The sequence below is a fragment of the Clostridium sp. MCC353 genome (assembly GCF_018785315.1).
GTDB lineage: Bacteria > Bacillota > Clostridia > Lachnospirales > Lachnospiraceae > CHH4-2.
In genome coordinates, this window is sequence record NZ_WQPN01000036.1 from 55,275 (window position 1) to 72,594 (window position 17,320).

General features: G+C 47.3%; 10 protein-coding genes. 9 read left to right on the top strand and 1 reads right to left on the bottom strand.

All coding sequences use genetic code 11. From position 1 onward, the window contains the following. Positions 1-18: 18 nt before the first annotated feature. Positions 19-2,796, top strand: coding sequence for a PAS domain-containing hybrid sensor histidine kinase/response regulator (locus GPL15_RS08835; protein ID WP_215698093.1), 2,778 nt, complete (start codon positions 19-21; stop codon positions 2,794-2,796). A 75-nt stretch (positions 2,797-2,871) separates the two neighbouring features. Continuing rightward, complete coding sequence (locus GPL15_RS08840) at positions 2,872-7,137, top strand: PAS domain-containing protein (RefSeq protein WP_215698095.1); 4,266 nt, start codon at positions 2,872-2,874, stop codon at positions 7,135-7,137. A gap of 105 nt (positions 7,138-7,242) precedes the next feature. Here GPL15_RS08840 and GPL15_RS08845 read toward each other — a convergent pair whose 3' ends face one another. Then, positions 7,243-8,688 (bottom strand): GntR family transcriptional regulator, encoded by a 1,446-nt coding sequence (locus tag GPL15_RS08845; protein WP_215698097.1) that lies wholly within the window; start codon positions 8,686-8,688, stop codon positions 7,243-7,245. A 220-nt stretch (positions 8,689-8,908) separates the two neighbouring features. On the opposite strand from GPL15_RS08845, the gene GPL15_RS08850 reads away from it, so the two are divergent. The 7 genes from GPL15_RS08850 (at position 8,909) to acpP (ending at position 17,280) form a co-directional block, all read left to right on the top strand. Next, positions 8,909-11,305 carry a response regulator gene (locus tag GPL15_RS08850; protein ID WP_215698099.1) on the top strand — a complete coding sequence of 799 codons (2,397 nt, stop codon included), beginning with the start codon at positions 8,909-8,911 and terminating at the stop codon, positions 11,303-11,305. A 237-nt stretch (positions 11,306-11,542) separates the two neighbouring features. Beyond that, positions 11,543-12,238, top strand: coding sequence for a hypothetical protein (locus GPL15_RS08855; protein WP_215698101.1), 696 nt, complete (start codon positions 11,543-11,545; stop codon positions 12,236-12,238). Positions 12,239-12,518: 280 nt separating this feature from the next. Then, positions 12,519-13,304 carry a copper homeostasis protein CutC gene (locus GPL15_RS08860; RefSeq protein WP_215698103.1) on the top strand — a complete coding sequence of 262 codons (786 nt, stop codon included), beginning with the start codon at positions 12,519-12,521 and terminating at the stop codon, positions 13,302-13,304. 134 nt (positions 13,305-13,438) lie between these two features. Continuing rightward, positions 13,439-14,701: a cytosine permease gene (gene codB / locus GPL15_RS08865; protein ID WP_215698105.1), complete on the top strand. Its 1,263-nt coding sequence runs from the start codon at positions 13,439-13,441 to the stop codon at positions 14,699-14,701. Then, entirely contained in the window at positions 14,695-15,939 is a 1,245-nt protein-coding gene (codA, locus tag GPL15_RS08870) for a cytosine deaminase (protein ID WP_215698107.1), read from the top strand. Before codB ends, codA begins: the two co-directional genes overlap by 7 nt. 101 nt (positions 15,940-16,040) lie before the next feature. After that, a complete protein-coding gene (gene plsX, locus GPL15_RS08875; protein ID WP_215698109.1) occupies positions 16,041-17,033 on the top strand; it encodes a phosphate acyltransferase PlsX in 993 nt (330 codons plus the stop codon). A 16-nt stretch (positions 17,034-17,049) separates the two neighbouring features. Continuing rightward, positions 17,050-17,280 (top strand): acyl carrier protein, encoded by a 231-nt coding sequence (acpP, locus tag GPL15_RS08880; protein WP_215698110.1) that lies wholly within the window; start codon positions 17,050-17,052, stop codon positions 17,278-17,280. Positions 17,281-17,320: the final 40 nt, after the last annotated feature.

The following is a 17,320-nucleotide window of genomic DNA, read 5'->3' on the forward strand; positions in this document are numbered from 1 at the left end:
TAGGAGATGTGTTATATTATGGAAACGGAATTTAGAGGATGGATACAGTCTGAGAGCACCGTGCTCTCATGTCCGGCGGCGATCAATACGCTTCATACCGGCGTAATCAGCTGCCTGTTGGATGAAGGGCTGACCTTTTTATGGGGAAATACCAGTTTTTTTAGTGGAATTCATTATTCTATGGAAGAGTATTGTGGGCTCTATGAGAACTTAGGGCAGTATTATGCCGGATATCCCGAGGACTTCCAGAGGATTTGTCAGGCCTTTTCACAGCCGGAAAAAGAGGAAATGATCCAAATTGATATGACAGTGAGGCTGCCTATGAAAGGAGGAGGCTTTTTCTGGTCCAGACTTTTGGGTTCAGTTATGAAGGAACGCGTGGAAGGATGCCGGGTGGTTCAGTGTGAATTCACAAACGTGGACGCGCTGGTAACCGAAAAGGAGGAGTTGGGGAGGCTTTGCCGGCAGAAACAGCAGTATTTTAACTGGATGATAGATACATACATTGGAAATGTGTATATCAGCGATATGGATACCTATGAGCTGTTGTATTTAAACCAGAACTCCTGTGAAACCCTGGGGAGGCCTGCGGGCCAGCTGCTTGGAGGTAAATGCTATGAGGTGATTCAGGGGAGAAACACCCCCTGCCCCTTTTGTACCAATGATAAGCTGAAGGAAGACGAGGACTATGACTGGGAGTTTGACAATCCGCTTTTGCAGAAAACCTTTATGATAAAAAACCGGATGATTGAATGGAACGGCCACCGGGCACGTATTGAACTTTCCCATGACGCACAGAGTACGGAATTTAAGCTGGCTAAAAAGGACCAGGAAAAAAACGCCATTATCCAGGCGATTCCAGGTGGCTTCGCGCGGGTAGACGCAAGGGACATGAGCACGGTTCTCTGGTATGGAGGCGGTTTCCTGGATATGATTGGATATACAAAAGAAGAATTTGAGAGGGAACTGCACAGCCAATGTACTTATGTACATCCAGATGATATTGAACGGGCAACTAAAATTATGGAAAGCTCCCGGGAATCCGGAAAAAAAACCGTGGTTGAGGGACGGATTATTACCAGAGACGGGGCTGTAAAAATTCTGACCATGACCTATACTTATGTCAGCGCAGAGGACAGCTGGGACGGCATTGCCTCCTTCTACAGTGCCGGAATTGATATTACCAGAGAAAGGGAGGAACAGGCGCGCCAGAGCCAGGCTCTGGAGGATGCCTATCAGGCGGCCCGGATAGCTAATGACGCCAAGACAAACTTTCTTTCCTCCATGTCTCACGATATCCGCACCCCCATGAACGCAATTATGGGTATGGCAGTCATAGCCCAGGCCAACCTTGGCAATCCGGAGAAACTGGCAGACTGTCTGAACAAGATAGGATCCTCCAGCAGACATCTTTTGGGTCTGATTAATGAAGTGCTGGATATGTCCAGAATTGAGAGCGGAAAGATAGATCTCTCTTATGAAGTGGTCTCGCTGCCGGATTTGGTGGAAGAAGTCATTGGAATATGCCGGCCTCTGTCCATCCAGAAATGCCAGCAGCTTTTTATCAGCGCAGACCGTGTTCGCCATGAAAAAGTGGTGACGGATTCCGGCCGCCTGCAGCAGGTACTGATGAATCTGCTGTCCAACGCCGTAAAATATACTCCGGATGAAGGAACCATTAGTCTGCGGCTTAGGGAGCTGCCATCCATTATTCCAGGAAGGGGACAATTTGAATTCATTGTTGCGGACAATGGGATTGGGATGACTGAGGATTTTGTACGGCATATTTTTGAGCCATTTACACGGGCAGAGGATTCCCGTATCAGTAAAATACAGGGCACAGGTTTGGGGATGACTATAACAGAGAATATCGTTCGTATGATGAATGGGACCATAGAAGTGAAGAGCAGCCTGGGACAGGGAAGTACGTTTATCCTTGCGGTTTCATTTGAAGTATGTGAGGATGAATCTTTATGCGGGCATGAGCTGGCTGGTCTTCCCGTGTTGGTGGTTGACGACGATCAGGTGGTGTGCGAAAGCGCTTCCGAGTTATTAAAAGATCTTGGGATGCGTGGGGACTGGGTATTATCCGGGGGAGAGGCAGTAGCCCGGATTGCAGATGCACGCGATAGAGGAGAAGATTATTATTTTGTAATTCTGGACTGGCAGATGCCGGACATGGATGGGCTGGATACAGTCAGGGCAATCCGAAAGAAGCTGGGCATTGACGTGCCTATTATCATCATATCAGCATATGATTACTCTGATATTGAGGAGGAGTTTCTGCAGGCAGGCGCGGATGCCTTTATAACAAAACCGCTGTTCAAATCAAGGATGGCCTGCGCGTTCCGCAAATTTCGCAGGGACAATACGGTAGAGCAGACCGCGTTAATGGAAGTCAGGCAGTCCGCTCTGGCCGGAAAGCGTCTTTTACTTGTAGAGGACAATGAGTTGAACCGTGAGATTGCGTCTGAACTGCTTCAGATGCAGGGCCTTTTGGTGGAGACGGCAGAAAACGGCAGGCAGGCGGTGGACCGGTTTATAGCTTCCGAATTCGGAGAATATAACGGCATTTTGATGGACATTCAGATGCCGGTTATGAATGGCTATCAGGCGACAGAAACAATACGGGCTCTTTCCCGGCAGGATGCGAAAGAAATTCCGATTATTGCCCTGACTGCCAATGCGTTTGCAACGGATCTGGGAAAAGCCCACAGCGCTGGAATGAATGATCATGTTTCAAAGCCGATTAATATGGAACATTTGTTGGGAGTTCTGCATAAATGGCTTGCGTGAAGCTGTTGTAAAATTATGTGGCTGGGTTACGCAGGGAAATGAGGCGGTATTTGAGCCGGTTAGGAGGATAAATGTATGTTTCAAAATCCATTTCATGAAAGTTCACCAGAACGATTGGCGTCCATACTGAACAATGCTCCGGCATCCGTCATCGTTTGTTCGGCAAAAAGCCGTATTCTTCTCTATGCCAATGATCGTGCCTGCAAACTCTTTTTGAAGGAGGATTACCGTCCGGGTATAACCTGCTATGAGGCGGCTGGGCACTGGAAACCATGCTCGTTCTGCCAGTATGAAGAGCAGGATTCTTCAGAGTTTATTGTACGTAATTATATGGAGCCGGTTACCCGCAGGATTTACCAAATGAGCAGCAAGATGATTGACTGGGAGGGAGTACCAGCCCATATTGAATATATTGTGGATGTGACTGAAACTCAGACGAAAGTGGAGCAATACCGGAGCCGTTCGGAGGAACTGGACCGGACACTGTGTAATCTTCCCTGTGGTTTGTGTATTTATCTGTATCAGGACGGAATCATCCGCCCAGTGTTCCACAATCCGGCTTTCTATGAAATTATGGGATATACGGAAGAACAGGTCCGTTATGTGAAACAGAAAACAGAGTATCTGGGGGTTTATCCGGAAGATTTGGAACCTTTGAAATCAGAGATATGCCAGGCGATTCAATGTAATGGCAGAGTGAATTTCGACTATCGTGTCTGGAACGATAAAAAGCAGGGATATGATTGTATCCATCTGGATGGGGCGGTTATCCCACAGGAAGATAATTCTAAACTCCTTTACGGTGTTTACAGCGATGTCAGCAAACGGTACCATCTGGAGACGGAGCTGAAAGAAACACAGATGAAAATGGATCATCTGGTTAATTCCATTCCGGGCGGAATCGTCAGTTACGAAATTCGGGGAAAAAAGGCGGAGCCGGTTTTTATTTCGGAGGGTCTGCTGGCCCTATCCGGGCATACCAGAAACGAGTATGATGAACTGGTAAACGGGGATACGATCAATATTATATATGAGGCAGATCAGGCGCGGGTACTTTCAGCGGCATACAGCGCGGTAGAAAGCGGACAAGTCATGGACGTTTCCTGCCGGCTCAGGCATAAAGACGGGCATCTGGTGTGGATTCATATCAATGGCCGCCGGATTGGACCGAAAGCGGACATTATGCGGTTTTACGCGGTTTTCACCGGGATGTCTGAAGAAGCCATACTGTTCCGCAGTATTGCCAATGAGACTGCAGACCGTGTTTATGTTATTGATAAGGAAAATTATGAATTGTTCTATACCAGTGAATCCAATGAAGCTCTTTGCCAGAATGGAGATTGTATCGGGCAGAAATGCTATACTGCTCTGTATGGGAAGAATAAACCATGTGAATTCTGCACACTGGAGAGCCATGAGCCGGACGGCCTTTCCCACAGCATGGATTATCGTGAAAACGGACGTTTTTACAGCACCCGTTTCCGGGAAACTCTTTGGAACGGAATACCGGCGTATATAAAATATGTGCGGGACGTCACCGAGGAAGTCAAAGCTCAGAAAGAGAAAGAACACATGGAGCAGTATTTCCAAACCCTGGTCAGAAAATTGCCGGGAGGAGTGGCTGTCGTTCGGGTTGAAAAAGACGGACGTAGGGTACCAGAGTATTTTTCAGACGGGTATGCCACATTGTGCGGTATGTCGATGGAAGAACTTTGGAAATCATACGGAGAGGACGGCATGGCAGCTGTACATCCGGACGATATAGAACAACTGAATTTGGAATTGGCCGACTTTGTTAACAGTGTGGAGGAGCAGAGGGAATTCACATACCGGATAAAAAAGGGGGATGGGGAATATATCTGGATTAAGAACACGGCCTCTATGCTCCAGCGCGGAGAAGGCGAGGTAATCCTCTATGCCAGTTACCGTGACCTGACCATGGAACTCAGAGAGCAGGAGCAGATACGCCGCCAATATAAAGAATTAATCCTCCAGCATTATCAAACGCCTGATCCCAACACCCTGATTGTGGGACACTGTAACATTACCAAAAGCCAGATTATGGAAATCAGTGACTATACGGACTCAGGCCTCCTAAAATGTTTCGGAAAGGAAAGAGATGCATTTTTCACTGGCATATCCACTCTGATTCTGGATGAAAAAGAGCGGCAGGATTATTTGAATTGCTTTCTCAATGAGCCCACACGGATTGCCTTTCAAAACGGTAAACGAGAATTGGAGCAGGAGTGCTTTATCAGGCTGCCCAGGGATGTGAGGGGACGTTATGTTAAATTTAAGGTAAATCTTGTGGAAGAACCTGACACAGGAGATATTACTGGAATCCTGACGGTATATGATATAACGGAGCAGATCATTACGGACCGGAATTTGCAGAAACTCTCAACTTCCGGATATGATTTAATCGCGGATGTGGACCTATTTCATGACTCCTGTACAATATTGAACGGAGGATTGGAGAAAGATGACGTTACCGCACAATCAGGACGCCACTCAGACCGCATGGCATACATGATAGAAAAACAGCTGGTTCCCAAAGACCGGTCGAGGATCATGAAAATGCTGGAGCCGGAGTATATGCTGGAGCGGCTGGAGCGGGAGGGGACTTATTCCTTTTCCTATTCTATATTGGGTGAGGAAGGGGAAATCCAGACAAAGAAGCTGACGGTTTCCGCCACAGACCTGCGGCTGGGCCGGGTCTGCCTTGCCAGAGCCGATATCACGGATTCCGTTAGGGAACAGCAGGGAATACTGAATGTGGTGGCTTATACATTTGAGATGATGGGAATCATTTACCTGGGAAGCCAGAATATTACCCTGTATACGCATCAGGCGGTGCTTCAGGTACTGGAACCCCAGGAGACCAGCATTGACAATTGGCTTGAGGATACCAGGAAAAGATATGTTCCGGATGGAGGCGTGGAGGAGGTTGAGCGCTGTTTTGGACTTAGGAACATGCTCTCCCGTCTGGAGGAGAAGCCGGGAGGTTATGATTTTGTCCTTCCCTGTTTGGAGGAGAATGAACGGCGGTACAAGCAGATTAACATACTCTGGGGGGACAGGGAGCATAAGATGATCTGTATTGTGCGCCAGGATGTGACTGAGACGATGACTGCGGAGCGTCAGAGCAAGGAAACGCTGGAACGGGCGCTGGCGCTGGCAGAGGAGGCCAATCGGGCAAAAAGCGATTTTCTCTCCTCCATGAGCCATGATATCAGGACGCCGATGAATGCGATTATGGGCATGACGACTCTGGCATGGGCGCATCTGAACGAGCGGGATAAAGTGGAAAACTGCCTTCAGAAAATTACTCTCTCTTCCCGTCACCTGCTGAGCTTAATTAATGATATATTGGATATGAGTAAAATCGAGCAGTCCAAGATTACGTTAAACCATGATAAGGTATGCCTCTTGGACCTGGTGGATCAGCTTTCCTCCATGATGGGGCAGCAGGCGCAGGAAGCAGGGGTACAATTTGATGTGCGGACCTCCAATCTAACACATCTATATTTTTATGGGGATGCCCTGCGCATCAATCAGATATTAATAAATATTTTAGGAAATGCGGTTAAATTTACGCCTGAAGGCGGGACGATTACGTTTTTAACTGAGGAACTTCCCGCGGTCAAGGGGCAGGGATATGTCCGGTACCGCTTTACAATCCGCGATACGGGGATCGGTATGCCTGAGCCGTTTATGGCCCATTTATTTGAACCCTTTACCCGGAACCGGAGTACAGAGCGTGTTGAAGGCAGCGGACTTGGGCTCAGCATAACAAAGGGACTGGTAGATCTCATGGGCGGTGAACTTACTGTGGAGAGCCAGGAACGGGCAGGCACTACATTTCGCGTGGAGCTGGAGTATGAGATTGCTTTGGAAGACAAGGGGTCGGATTCTTTAGAGAAGAGGGAAAGTAACAAAGAACCAGGAGAAAATAAACTTACAGGACGATGCTTTCTTGTAGCGGAAGACAATGAGATCAATGCGGAAATCCTTAGTGAACTGCTGCTTTTACAGGGGATAAAAACCGTTGTGAAAACAGACGGGGTTCAGTTGCTGCATGAGTTTCAGAGTGTGGCTTACGGCACTTATGACGCTGTATTAATGGATATCCAGATGCCGGAAATGAATGGTTATGAGGCGGCCCGTGCTATTCGGAAACTGGAACAGGCGTCAGGCCGTCATATTCCAATCATCGCAATGACAGCCAATGCTTTTGCAGAGGATATACAGGAGGCCATGAAGGCGGGGATGGATGCCCATGTGGCTAAGCCTATTGATATGCAGGTTCTCTTAAATACTTTGGCTAAGCTGATCATGTAATAAACTGAAATTAAATGATACCGCTGATGAAAAAATTGATATTCAAAAACAGATGTATTGAGGAGTGGCGACTGCAATACATCTGTTTTTTATTGCCGGTTTTCATCAGAGACCAAGAACCAGAAGTTTTTCTGCTTCATGAATTCCCTGCGAAATCATAACCCGTATCGTAAAATGAAATTCCCTGAGTATAAGTTCCTCCAGCTTCCCGGAAAAACGAAGGGCATCTTTTTCAGCCAGGAAACGATCAAATTCTTCAAAGCAGTACCGGTAGTAGGAAGTTCTGTCCACATCAGTTTTCCATATATCTTTTAGGGAGTATCCCCAGAAGAGCATCTGAAGAAGGTCTTTGTAGACAGTTCGTATGGCTTGATAAGGGGCGAAACATTTTAGCAGATCAAGAGCGGCGTAGCCAATCAATTCATACCGCTGTCTATGCTTTAAGTCAGCTAAACGATTTCTGCATATCAGCAGATCGTCCTCACCCAATGCCTGGACGGTGATTTCGGCAACAGACCGGCAGGATAGAGTGAGAAACTGCAGGCTCTGCGCCATATCCAGGAGCCGTTTGCGGACCATAGGGTTTTTGAAGTCACAGTTCTTGGCAATTTCATGTGAGGGAAGGACTCTTGTGCCAATCCGCTTGATAGACTTGGTTGCCCCGACGCCGTTAAGCAGGGAAAGCGCTCTGCGGACCGTACTCACTGAGACCTGTTTTTCATGGGACAATTTGCTAAGTGAAGGAAGGAGCGTGTCAGCAGGGTATATTCCATTGTTGATTGAAATAAGTAAATCCATGGCCAGTGAATAGCAAATCTGAGATGCTTTATTATAAGAATTCCACTCAAACGCGGCTTCCTGTTTTGGCGGAGACAGAATAATTTTATCATCATAAAACCGGCTCAGCACCAGAGATAAACGGTCCTGAGAAGCATAAATTAACTTCTGAAGGGAATTCCAATCCTGTTTTACACAGCAGTCCAGAGAACGGGGAGAGAATTCTTTAATTATAAAGGCGCGCCATGGATTGTCCGGTATATTGAAAAATGGAATTTCACAGAACATGAAAATCTGCCAGGTGAGCCTGAAAAGAAGATCATTTTCCAAAGCAGTATAAGCCCGCACGACATGTCTAAATGTGGTTAACTGGGGCAGGGGATGACTGGATTCAAGCTGTTGGAGACTGCTGTAAATCTCAGCAGGAACGTTTTGAAACCCAATCCATTGTGCATGGCCCAGTAATGGACGCAGGGATTTGCTTAAATCGATCAGAACGTTCTTCCTCTGCGCATAGAACATTTGAATATTCTGCTCGATTTCCTGTTTGTCGTAATTTTTGATTACCGTAGTCCCTACATTTGTAGAAATGGTGACAAATCCCTCCCTCCGAAGCTGCAGATAAGCCGCGCGCATCGTATCTACTGAGACAAAAAAATCGGCAGCAGCGTTGTCTATAGAAGGCATAACATCGCCGAACCTGTAGAATCCAAACTGAATCTGTGTTTTTAAAACATTGCAGACTACCTGACATCGTTCCATATTACCTTTCATGGGCGTACCTCATTTCATGTCAATTATTATATGTGAATTAGTATAACATGAAAGGGTGTGGTTATCTACAAAATGTGGCTGATGTTTATAAAACACACCGCATGTATTTCAGAAGATTAAAATATTAATTTCCCAAGCATATTGTTTTTTTAACCGAACTGAACTATAATTTCAAAAGAAGCACTTGTGAACAAGGTTGTTTGCCTCAGGAGGTATAAGGATGACAGAAATGAACAAGGAACCGGTTGCAGCGCAGGCTGTAGCAGATTATGAATATGATACGCTCATGCGCCTTCTGGGCGTCAGCGTGAGCAAACATTTATTGGACGAACATTTTACTGTCATCTGGGCCAATGATTTTTATTATCAGCTCATCGGCTGGACGAAGGAAGAATATGAAGAGAAGTTTCATAACCAGTGCGATTTATATTATGCCGATGACAGGGAAGAGTGGAACCGTTTGGTTTCCGTAGTCGTGGAGGCAGTAGAAAACCATCAAAACGGTTATAATCTGATAACATCCATTCCCCTGAAAAACGGCGAACATATCTGGGTTAAATTCAATACCTCATTTTCCGATGAATACGTAAATGGATGCCAGGTGGCATATACGATCATCACTAACATCGATGATTTTGTGCGGATGCAGAAAGAACAGTCCATCACTTACGACAATCTTCCGGGATTTGTTGCAAAATTCAGGGTGGAGGCAGAAGGGTTCCATTTTTTAGAGGCCAATAACCGGTTTCGTGATTTCTTCGACTGTCAGGATATGAAATGGGAGTATGACGGATTGTCCAATCTGGATACGGAAAAAAACAGGGTGACATGTGAACAGAATTTGTTATTGATGCGCAGAGGAGAATCCGTTCATTTCACCCTTCAGGCAAAAGACCGCTTTGGCCGCAACGGCTGGCTCCAGGTCAATGCGGACTGCATCGGCTGGACTGGAAAAGATCCGGTTTACCTGGTGATTTATATAGATATTACGGATATTACAGAGCAGAGAGAACTGCAGAAACAATTGGAAGAGCGGTCGGAAATGCTGCACAAGGCTCTTGAAGAGGCGGAGCATGCCAACCGGGCAAAATCAGATTTTTTATCCCGAATGAGCCATGATATACGGACGCCGATGAATGCCATTATGGGAATGACCACGATTGCGGCGAATAATCTGGATAATCCTGAGCGGGTGTCAGACTGTTTGAACAAAATAACTGTTTCTTCCAAATTACTGCTGAGCCTTATCAACGAAGTGCTGGATATGTCGAAAATTGAAAGCGGAAGAATGGTGATGGCAGAGGAAGAAGTGAATCTGACAGATCTGATCCAGGGAATCATATCCATGGTTCAGCCTCAGATCGGCGCAAAGAACCTTCAATTCAATGTCCATCTCAATGATATTGAAAATGAAAGGGTTGTCAGCGATATGCAGCGCCTGCAGCAGCTTTTGCTGAACCTGTTGTCCAACGCGGTGAAATATACGCCGGAGGGGGGAAATGTGCTGTTTGAAATCAGCCAGTCCCCTTCCAAAGATCCGGATAAATCAATTTATGAATTTGTGGTATCGGATACCGGTATTGGAATGACGCCGGATTTTCTTGAACGGATTTTCCAGCCCTTTGAACGTGCGGACGATGAACGGATTCATATGATACAGGGGACCGGCCTGGGCCTTTCCATATGTAAAAAAATCACGGAGACCATGGGAGGCACAATCCGGGCGGAAAGTGATTATGGAACCGGCAGCCGGTTTACGGCGAAAGTATGTCTCACCACATTGAAAGAGGCCATTGATGAACAGGTATTGAAAGGCATGTCCGTATTGGTGGTGGACGATGATGAAATCATCTGCCGGAACATCTGTAAACGTCTGGAAAGTATAGGCGTTAAAGCGGAATGGGTCTCAAAAGGGGCTGAGGCGGTGGAACGGATTGAAAAAGCACATGCGGCAGGAGAGGACTATTTTGCGGCGATCATTGACTACAAAATGCCGGGAATAGACGGGATAGAAACAACGCGCAGAATCAGGAGCAAAGTGGGTTCCGCGCTGCCTGTCATAATGATATCAGCCTATGATCTGTCGGAACATATGGACGCCGCTGCCCGGGCCGGAGCCAATGGATTTATAACCAAGCCCCTGTTCTGTTCCAGGCTGATTTATAAGCTGAAACAACTGGTGGAAAGCGGGGGCGGAGGAAAAACGGCAGTTCAGCCCATAAGAACCCGTACATTTGAAGGAAAGAGAATCCTGTTGGCAGAGGATAATGCCCTCAATCAGGAAATTGTGGTAGAACTCCTTTCTTACATGGGGATTGCAGTGGAGACGGCGGAGAACGGTAAAATTGCAGTGGATCAAATGATCCAGTCGCCGGAGGGATACTATGATTTGATCTTCATGGATATGCAGATGCCTCAAATGGATGGATGTTCGGCGGCAAAAGCCATCCGCGGCCTGGACCGGGAGGATGTAAAGCAGATCCCGATCATAGCCATGACGGCCAATGCGTTTGGCGATGACAGGCAGAAGACCGCGGATGCAGGGATGAATGAGCATCTGGCAAAACCCATTGACATGGAACAGATGAATCAGGTTCTGCAAAAATGGCTGTCATAACAAATTACTTCAGAATAAGCATATCTTTATCTTAATGAACTGTAAAAGAAAAGTAAACGGCTGTTAAAATTTGTATGATATATTGGAATTAAGAAATTTTAACTCACCCAAATTTGTACCGGAGCCATAAATTTGAATCACTGCTGAGAATTTGAAATTCCAGCGCGTGCCTGCGCAGCGCAGAATTTGCGCAACGCAGAATTTGCGCAGCAAAACGCTCCGGCATGGAGGATTATTATGAAAAAATGGAAGACCGCAGTCATTTTGTGTATGGCCGTATTTGTTACTGCCTGCGGCGCAGGCAAAGAGAAATCACAGCCTGCCCCTTTAAGCCAAACGGAAACCACGGCTTTGGCCGAATCAGAAACAGAAAACGAAACAGCAGCGAAAGAACCGGAGGAAGACACATCTGCGCCAACATCCAAAGCTGCGCAGGAAACCACATCAGAGGCAGAGATGACACCGCTGACTGCTGCGGAAACGGACGGCCCTCTGACAGATGCACCGCCGGTCAGCCTGACGGATGCCCTCTCCAGCACATACAACCGGTTTGAAGTCCGGTCCGGCAATTATTCCTGGAGTTATCTGGATGGTAAGGAGACGGTGAGCCTGGTGGCCTGCGGCTCTGCTCCGCTGGACGCCAATCAGGAAAAAGCGGATAAATTAAAGCTGCCGGAGAACCTCCGCTCTGAATTCACCCCTTATCTGGTTTCGTGTGTTGTTCCGCCGGACCGGCTGATCGTGAATGAATGGGATGTTTCCCAACTGGGGGATATGGAAGCAGAAGTGATTTCCACTACGGAATATACCGACAGTTTGATAATCGAATTGAAGAGGGATAAGGTTTATGAGCTTACGGCGGTGTGGGATGAAGACAAATTGAAGACAAATGGATTCTGCGGCCAGGCCGGTTATGTTGTAATCACGGAATAAAAGAGGATTAATTGGATTTTTACCGAAAAGCGTGTTCCGCTTTATTTAACGGACTGACCATAGGGACAGAGAGAAGCCGGGGCAGAGGGCTTTGGAGAAAAGGAATTGGTATTAAATTTCTTTCATCCAAAGCCCTCTGCCCCGGTTTCTTTCTGTCTGGATAGAGCCCCAGCTTTATTGATGAATGAAAGCCTATCAATATTAATAAAAATATGTTATATTCAAATCTGCAAATATTCAAAATGAATGGTTAATTAAAGAAATTAAAGGAGTATCTGTGATGAAAAAGTACGTACTGGAAGCCTGCGTCGATTCCGTGGAATCTGCATGCCGGGCCGCAGAGGGCGGGGCAGACCGGCTGGAACTGTGTTCAAACCTGATTATAGGAGGGACCACTCCGGGCCCGGCCCTGTTTAACCGGATCAGGGATTTGACGGATATAAAGATCCATGTGCTGATCAGGCCGCGTTATGGGGATTTTCTCTATACGGATCACGAATTTGAGATCATGTGCGGTGAGATAAAGGCCTTTCGGGAGATGGGTGCTGACGGCGTTGTGGCCGGGTGCCTGACGGCTGACGGTTTTTTGGACATCCAGCGGATGAACCGGATGAGAGAGCTGGCAGGCGGCATGCACCTGACTTTGCACCGGGCGTTTGATATGTGCAGAGATCCACTTAAAACCCTGCAACAGGCCATGGAAACCGGAGTGGACACCATACTGACTTCCGGACAGAAGAACACCTGTGTGGAGGGGAAGGAACTGATCAGGGAGCTGATAGGGCTTTCGGAAGACAAGCTGGATATCCTGGTGGGCGGCGGCGTCAATGCGGATGTGATCCGCGTCCTGATTCCGGAAACCGGAGCGTCCTGTTTCCATATGTCGGGAAAAGTGACCGTGGACAGCGGGATGAAATACCGGAAAGAAGGAGTGTCCATGGGAATTCCGGGCATTGGGGAATATGAAATATTCCGTACCGATAAAGAGGCAGTCATGGAGGCCAAAGCTGCATTATGCCGCGCATACATGGCGGACGGCGCGGGAGAGATCCGGGACGGAAACTAATTGGCAAAAATCAATTGTATAAACTGCTTGCTAGGAAATATATGGTTATGCTAATATAAGGTGACGAAATAAATGGCAACCCCTGGTATGGAGCAAAAAGGGGGCACATTTTAAAATACTAAGAGGAGAAAGATATGACAAAATCGAAGAAAAATCAGCATCAGGACAAAGATTACTCATTAGAGCGGGTGCCGGAAAATGCCAGAAAGGGCTTTTGGCCCATGTTTTTTATCATGCTGGGCTTTACCTTTTTTTCTGCCAGCATGAGTGTGGGAGCAAAATTGGGAATCGGTTTAAATCTTTCCGGTTTTATCTGGGCGGTTCTCATCGGCAGTACTGTGCTGGGGGCCTATACGGGAGTATTGGGCTACATCGGAAGTAAAACAGGATTTTCACTGGATCTTTTGGCCCGCCGTTCTTTTGGAACCTATGGTTCCTATCTGCCCTCCGGACTTGTCAGCTTTACGCAGATCGGCTGGTTTGGCGTAGGCGTAGCCATGTTTGCGATTCCGGCGGCTGAGCTTTTAGACATACCGCCGGTGATTTTGGTGGCTGCGGCAGGGGCTTGTATGACATTTTCCGCCTATTTCGGCATTCAGGGGCTGGAAATCGTCAGCTATATCTCCGTTCCGCTGATCGCGGTTCTGGGTTCCTATTCCATGATGACGGCCATTTCACAGGGAGGCGGCCTGGAGGCGGTGTTCGCCCAAAGCCAGGGCGGCCTGTCAATCACCGCGGGAGCCGGACTGGTCATCGGTTCCTTTGTCAGCGGAGGCACCACCACCCCCAACTTCACCCGGTTTGCCCGCACCAATAAAATTGCAGTGCTGACCACAGTCATCGCCTTCTTTTTAGGCAATGCGCTGATGTTTTCCTTTGGAGCCACAGGCGGCGCCTTTACAGGCAAAGATGACATTTTCTATGTGATGATTGCGCAGGGGCTGGCAATCCCGGCATTGCTGGCTTTGGGGGCCAATATCTGGACAACCAATGACAATGCCCTCTATTCTTCCGGCCTTGGGCTTTCCAATATCACAAGGCTGCGCAAACGCCCCATGGTGCTTGTGGCAGGCGTGATCGGAACCGTTGCCGCAGTCTGGCTGTACAACAATTTTGTGGGCTGGCTGAATTTCTTAAACGCGGCCCTTCCGCCGGTAGGAGCCATCGTTGCCCTGGATTATTTCCTTCACAGGGATTCCTATGAAAGCCAGGAGGAAGAGATCATCAAGATCAAATGGGGTTCTGTAATTGGCGTTATAGCAGGCGCTTTGGCCGGAAACCTGATCCATACGGGAATTGCATCGGTAAACGCCATGCTGACTGCCTGCATCTGTTATTTTGTGATCGGCATTGCCGAGGCTAGTTTGTTAACGAAGAAAGGAGACGTCAAATGCTGATACGCGGTTTATATATAGAAAATGCATCGGAAACTTCTGATATCCGCATCCGGGACGGCAAATTTGAGGAGATAAAACCTCATCTGGATCCGCTGGAAGGAGAAGAAACTGTGGATATGAAGGGCAGGCTGGCCCTTCCGCCATTTATTGAATCCCACGTCCATCTGGATACCTGTCTGACGGCGGGGGAACCTGTATGGAACCAATCCGGCACTTTATTTGAGGGAATTGAATGCTGGAGCAAACGGAAAGATAAGCTGACCCGTGAAGACGTGAGAGAACGGGTTCACCGGGCAGTCCGCATGCAGGCGTCCCATGGAATCCAGCATGTCCGCACTCATGTGGATGTGACAGATCCGGATTTAACGGCGATGAAGGCCATGATTGAATTGAGAGAAGAGCTGAGGGATGTGATGAACATCCAGATCGTGGCATTTCCCCAGGAAGGGATTCTAAGCTACCCCAACGGTAAGGAACTGCTGGAAGAAGCGGTTAAAATGGGCGCTGATGCCGTAGGCGCCATCCCTCATTTCGAATTCACCAGGGAATACAGCGTGGAATCCATAAATTATGCTATGGGACTGGCAGAAAAATATGACAGGCTGGTGGATGTCCACTGCGATGAAATCGATGATGAAGCCTCCCGGGGGTTGGAAACCGTAGCCGCCCGGGCATACGAGATGGGACTTTCTGACCGGGTGACGGCCAGCCATACGACGGCCATGCATTCTTATAACAATGCCTATGTGCTCCGCCTCATGCGTCTGCTGAAGATGTCCGGGATCAATTTTGTAGCAAACCCATTGGTGAATACCCATCTCCAGGGCAGGATTGACACCTATCCGAAACGCCGTGGAATCACCCGGGTCAAGGAGCTGACGGCGGAAGGCATTAATGTCTCTTTCGGACACGATGATATCTTTGATCCATGGTATCCCCTTGGCAATGGAAATTTAAGAGATGTGGTGTTTATGGGGCTTCATGTATGTCAGATGATGGGATATGAAGAAATCATGAATTCATACCGTTTTATCTCCAGCAATGCGGCTAAAACCCTTCATTTGGGAGACAGCTACGGAATCAAAGAGGGAGGCAGCGCGGATTTCATAATTTTGGATGCGGTTAATTACTATGAAGCATTGAATGTTAACGCACCGGTTCTCCGTTCTTATAAAAACGGCCGGCTCATCGCAGAGGCGCAGCCAGGGCAGAGCAGCGTATATTTCCAGGCATTCTAAATCCAGGAAAACCTGTTTAAAATTTGGTTGATTTATAGGATAATATCTAGTATATTAAGTAATAGATTATCATGAGTCTATTACCGAAGGGAGAATCATAGATGATTAATGTAGTTGTAGATGCCATGGGCGGTGACTATGCGCCGGCTGACATTATAGCAGGGGCTGTTAAAGCGGTTTCCACAAGCCAGGAAGTGAAAGTAATCCTGGTGGGCAGGGAAGATGTTGTATCAAAGGAACTGGAGAAGCATACCTATAATAAAGATCAGATCTCGGTCAGGAACGCTTCCCAAGTGATTGCAACAGAAGAGCCGCCTGTGAATGCCATACGAAAGAAGAAAGATTCGTCTATCGTAGTAGGAATGAACATGGTGAAGAGCCAGGAGGCAGACGCCTTTGTGTCCGCCGGAAGTTCCGGTGCAATTCTTGTCGGGGGACAGGTGATTGTGGGTAGAATTAAAGGAGTGGAGCGGCCTCCGTTAGCGCCGTTAATTCCCACGGAAACAGGCGTATCTCTATTAATCGACTGTGGAGCCAATGTGGATGCCAGATCGTCCCATTTAGTGCAGTTTGCCAAGATGGGATCCATTTACATGGAACACGTAATGAATATTCCAAAACCGAGAGTTGCCATTGTCAACATCGGTGCGGAGGAAGAAAAGGGCAACGCCCTGGTAAAGGAAACATTTCCGCTTTTAAAAGAATGTAAGGACATCAATTTTATCGGCAGCATAGAGGCCCGGGAAATTCCCCACGGCGCTGCGGATGTGATTGTATGTGAAGCTTTTGTGGGAAATGTTATCCTCAAACTGTACGAAGGAGTGGGAGCCGTACTGATCAGTAAAGTAAAAGAAGGCATGATGACCACTTTGAGGAGTAAAATTGGTGCGCTTCTTGTTAAACCCGCTTTGAAAACCACTCTCAAGAGTTTTGATGCCAGTCAATACGGGGGGGCTCCGCTGCTGGGATTGAACGGCCTTGTTGTGAAAGTTCACGGCAATTCGAAAGCTACGGAAGTGTGCAATGCAGTGCTTCAGTGCGTTGCATTTAAAAAACAAAATATAAATGAAAAAATAAAAGAAAGTTTAGTTTAAGAGAGGAAGGTAAGGTATGGAATTCGAAAAGTTAAAAGACATTATTGCAGAGGTATTAAACATTGAGGCGGACGAGATTACGCTTAACTCCACATTTGTGGATGACTTGGGAGCTGACTCACTGGACATTTTCCAGATCGTGATGGGCATAGAGGAAGAGTTCGATATTGAGATCCCCAATGAAGCGGCAGAACAGATCGTTACGGTTGGAGACGCCGTAGACCAGATTAAAAGCGCATTAAACTAATCAGTATCATAAGCCCATATATGCCGACAAGTTGATGCTT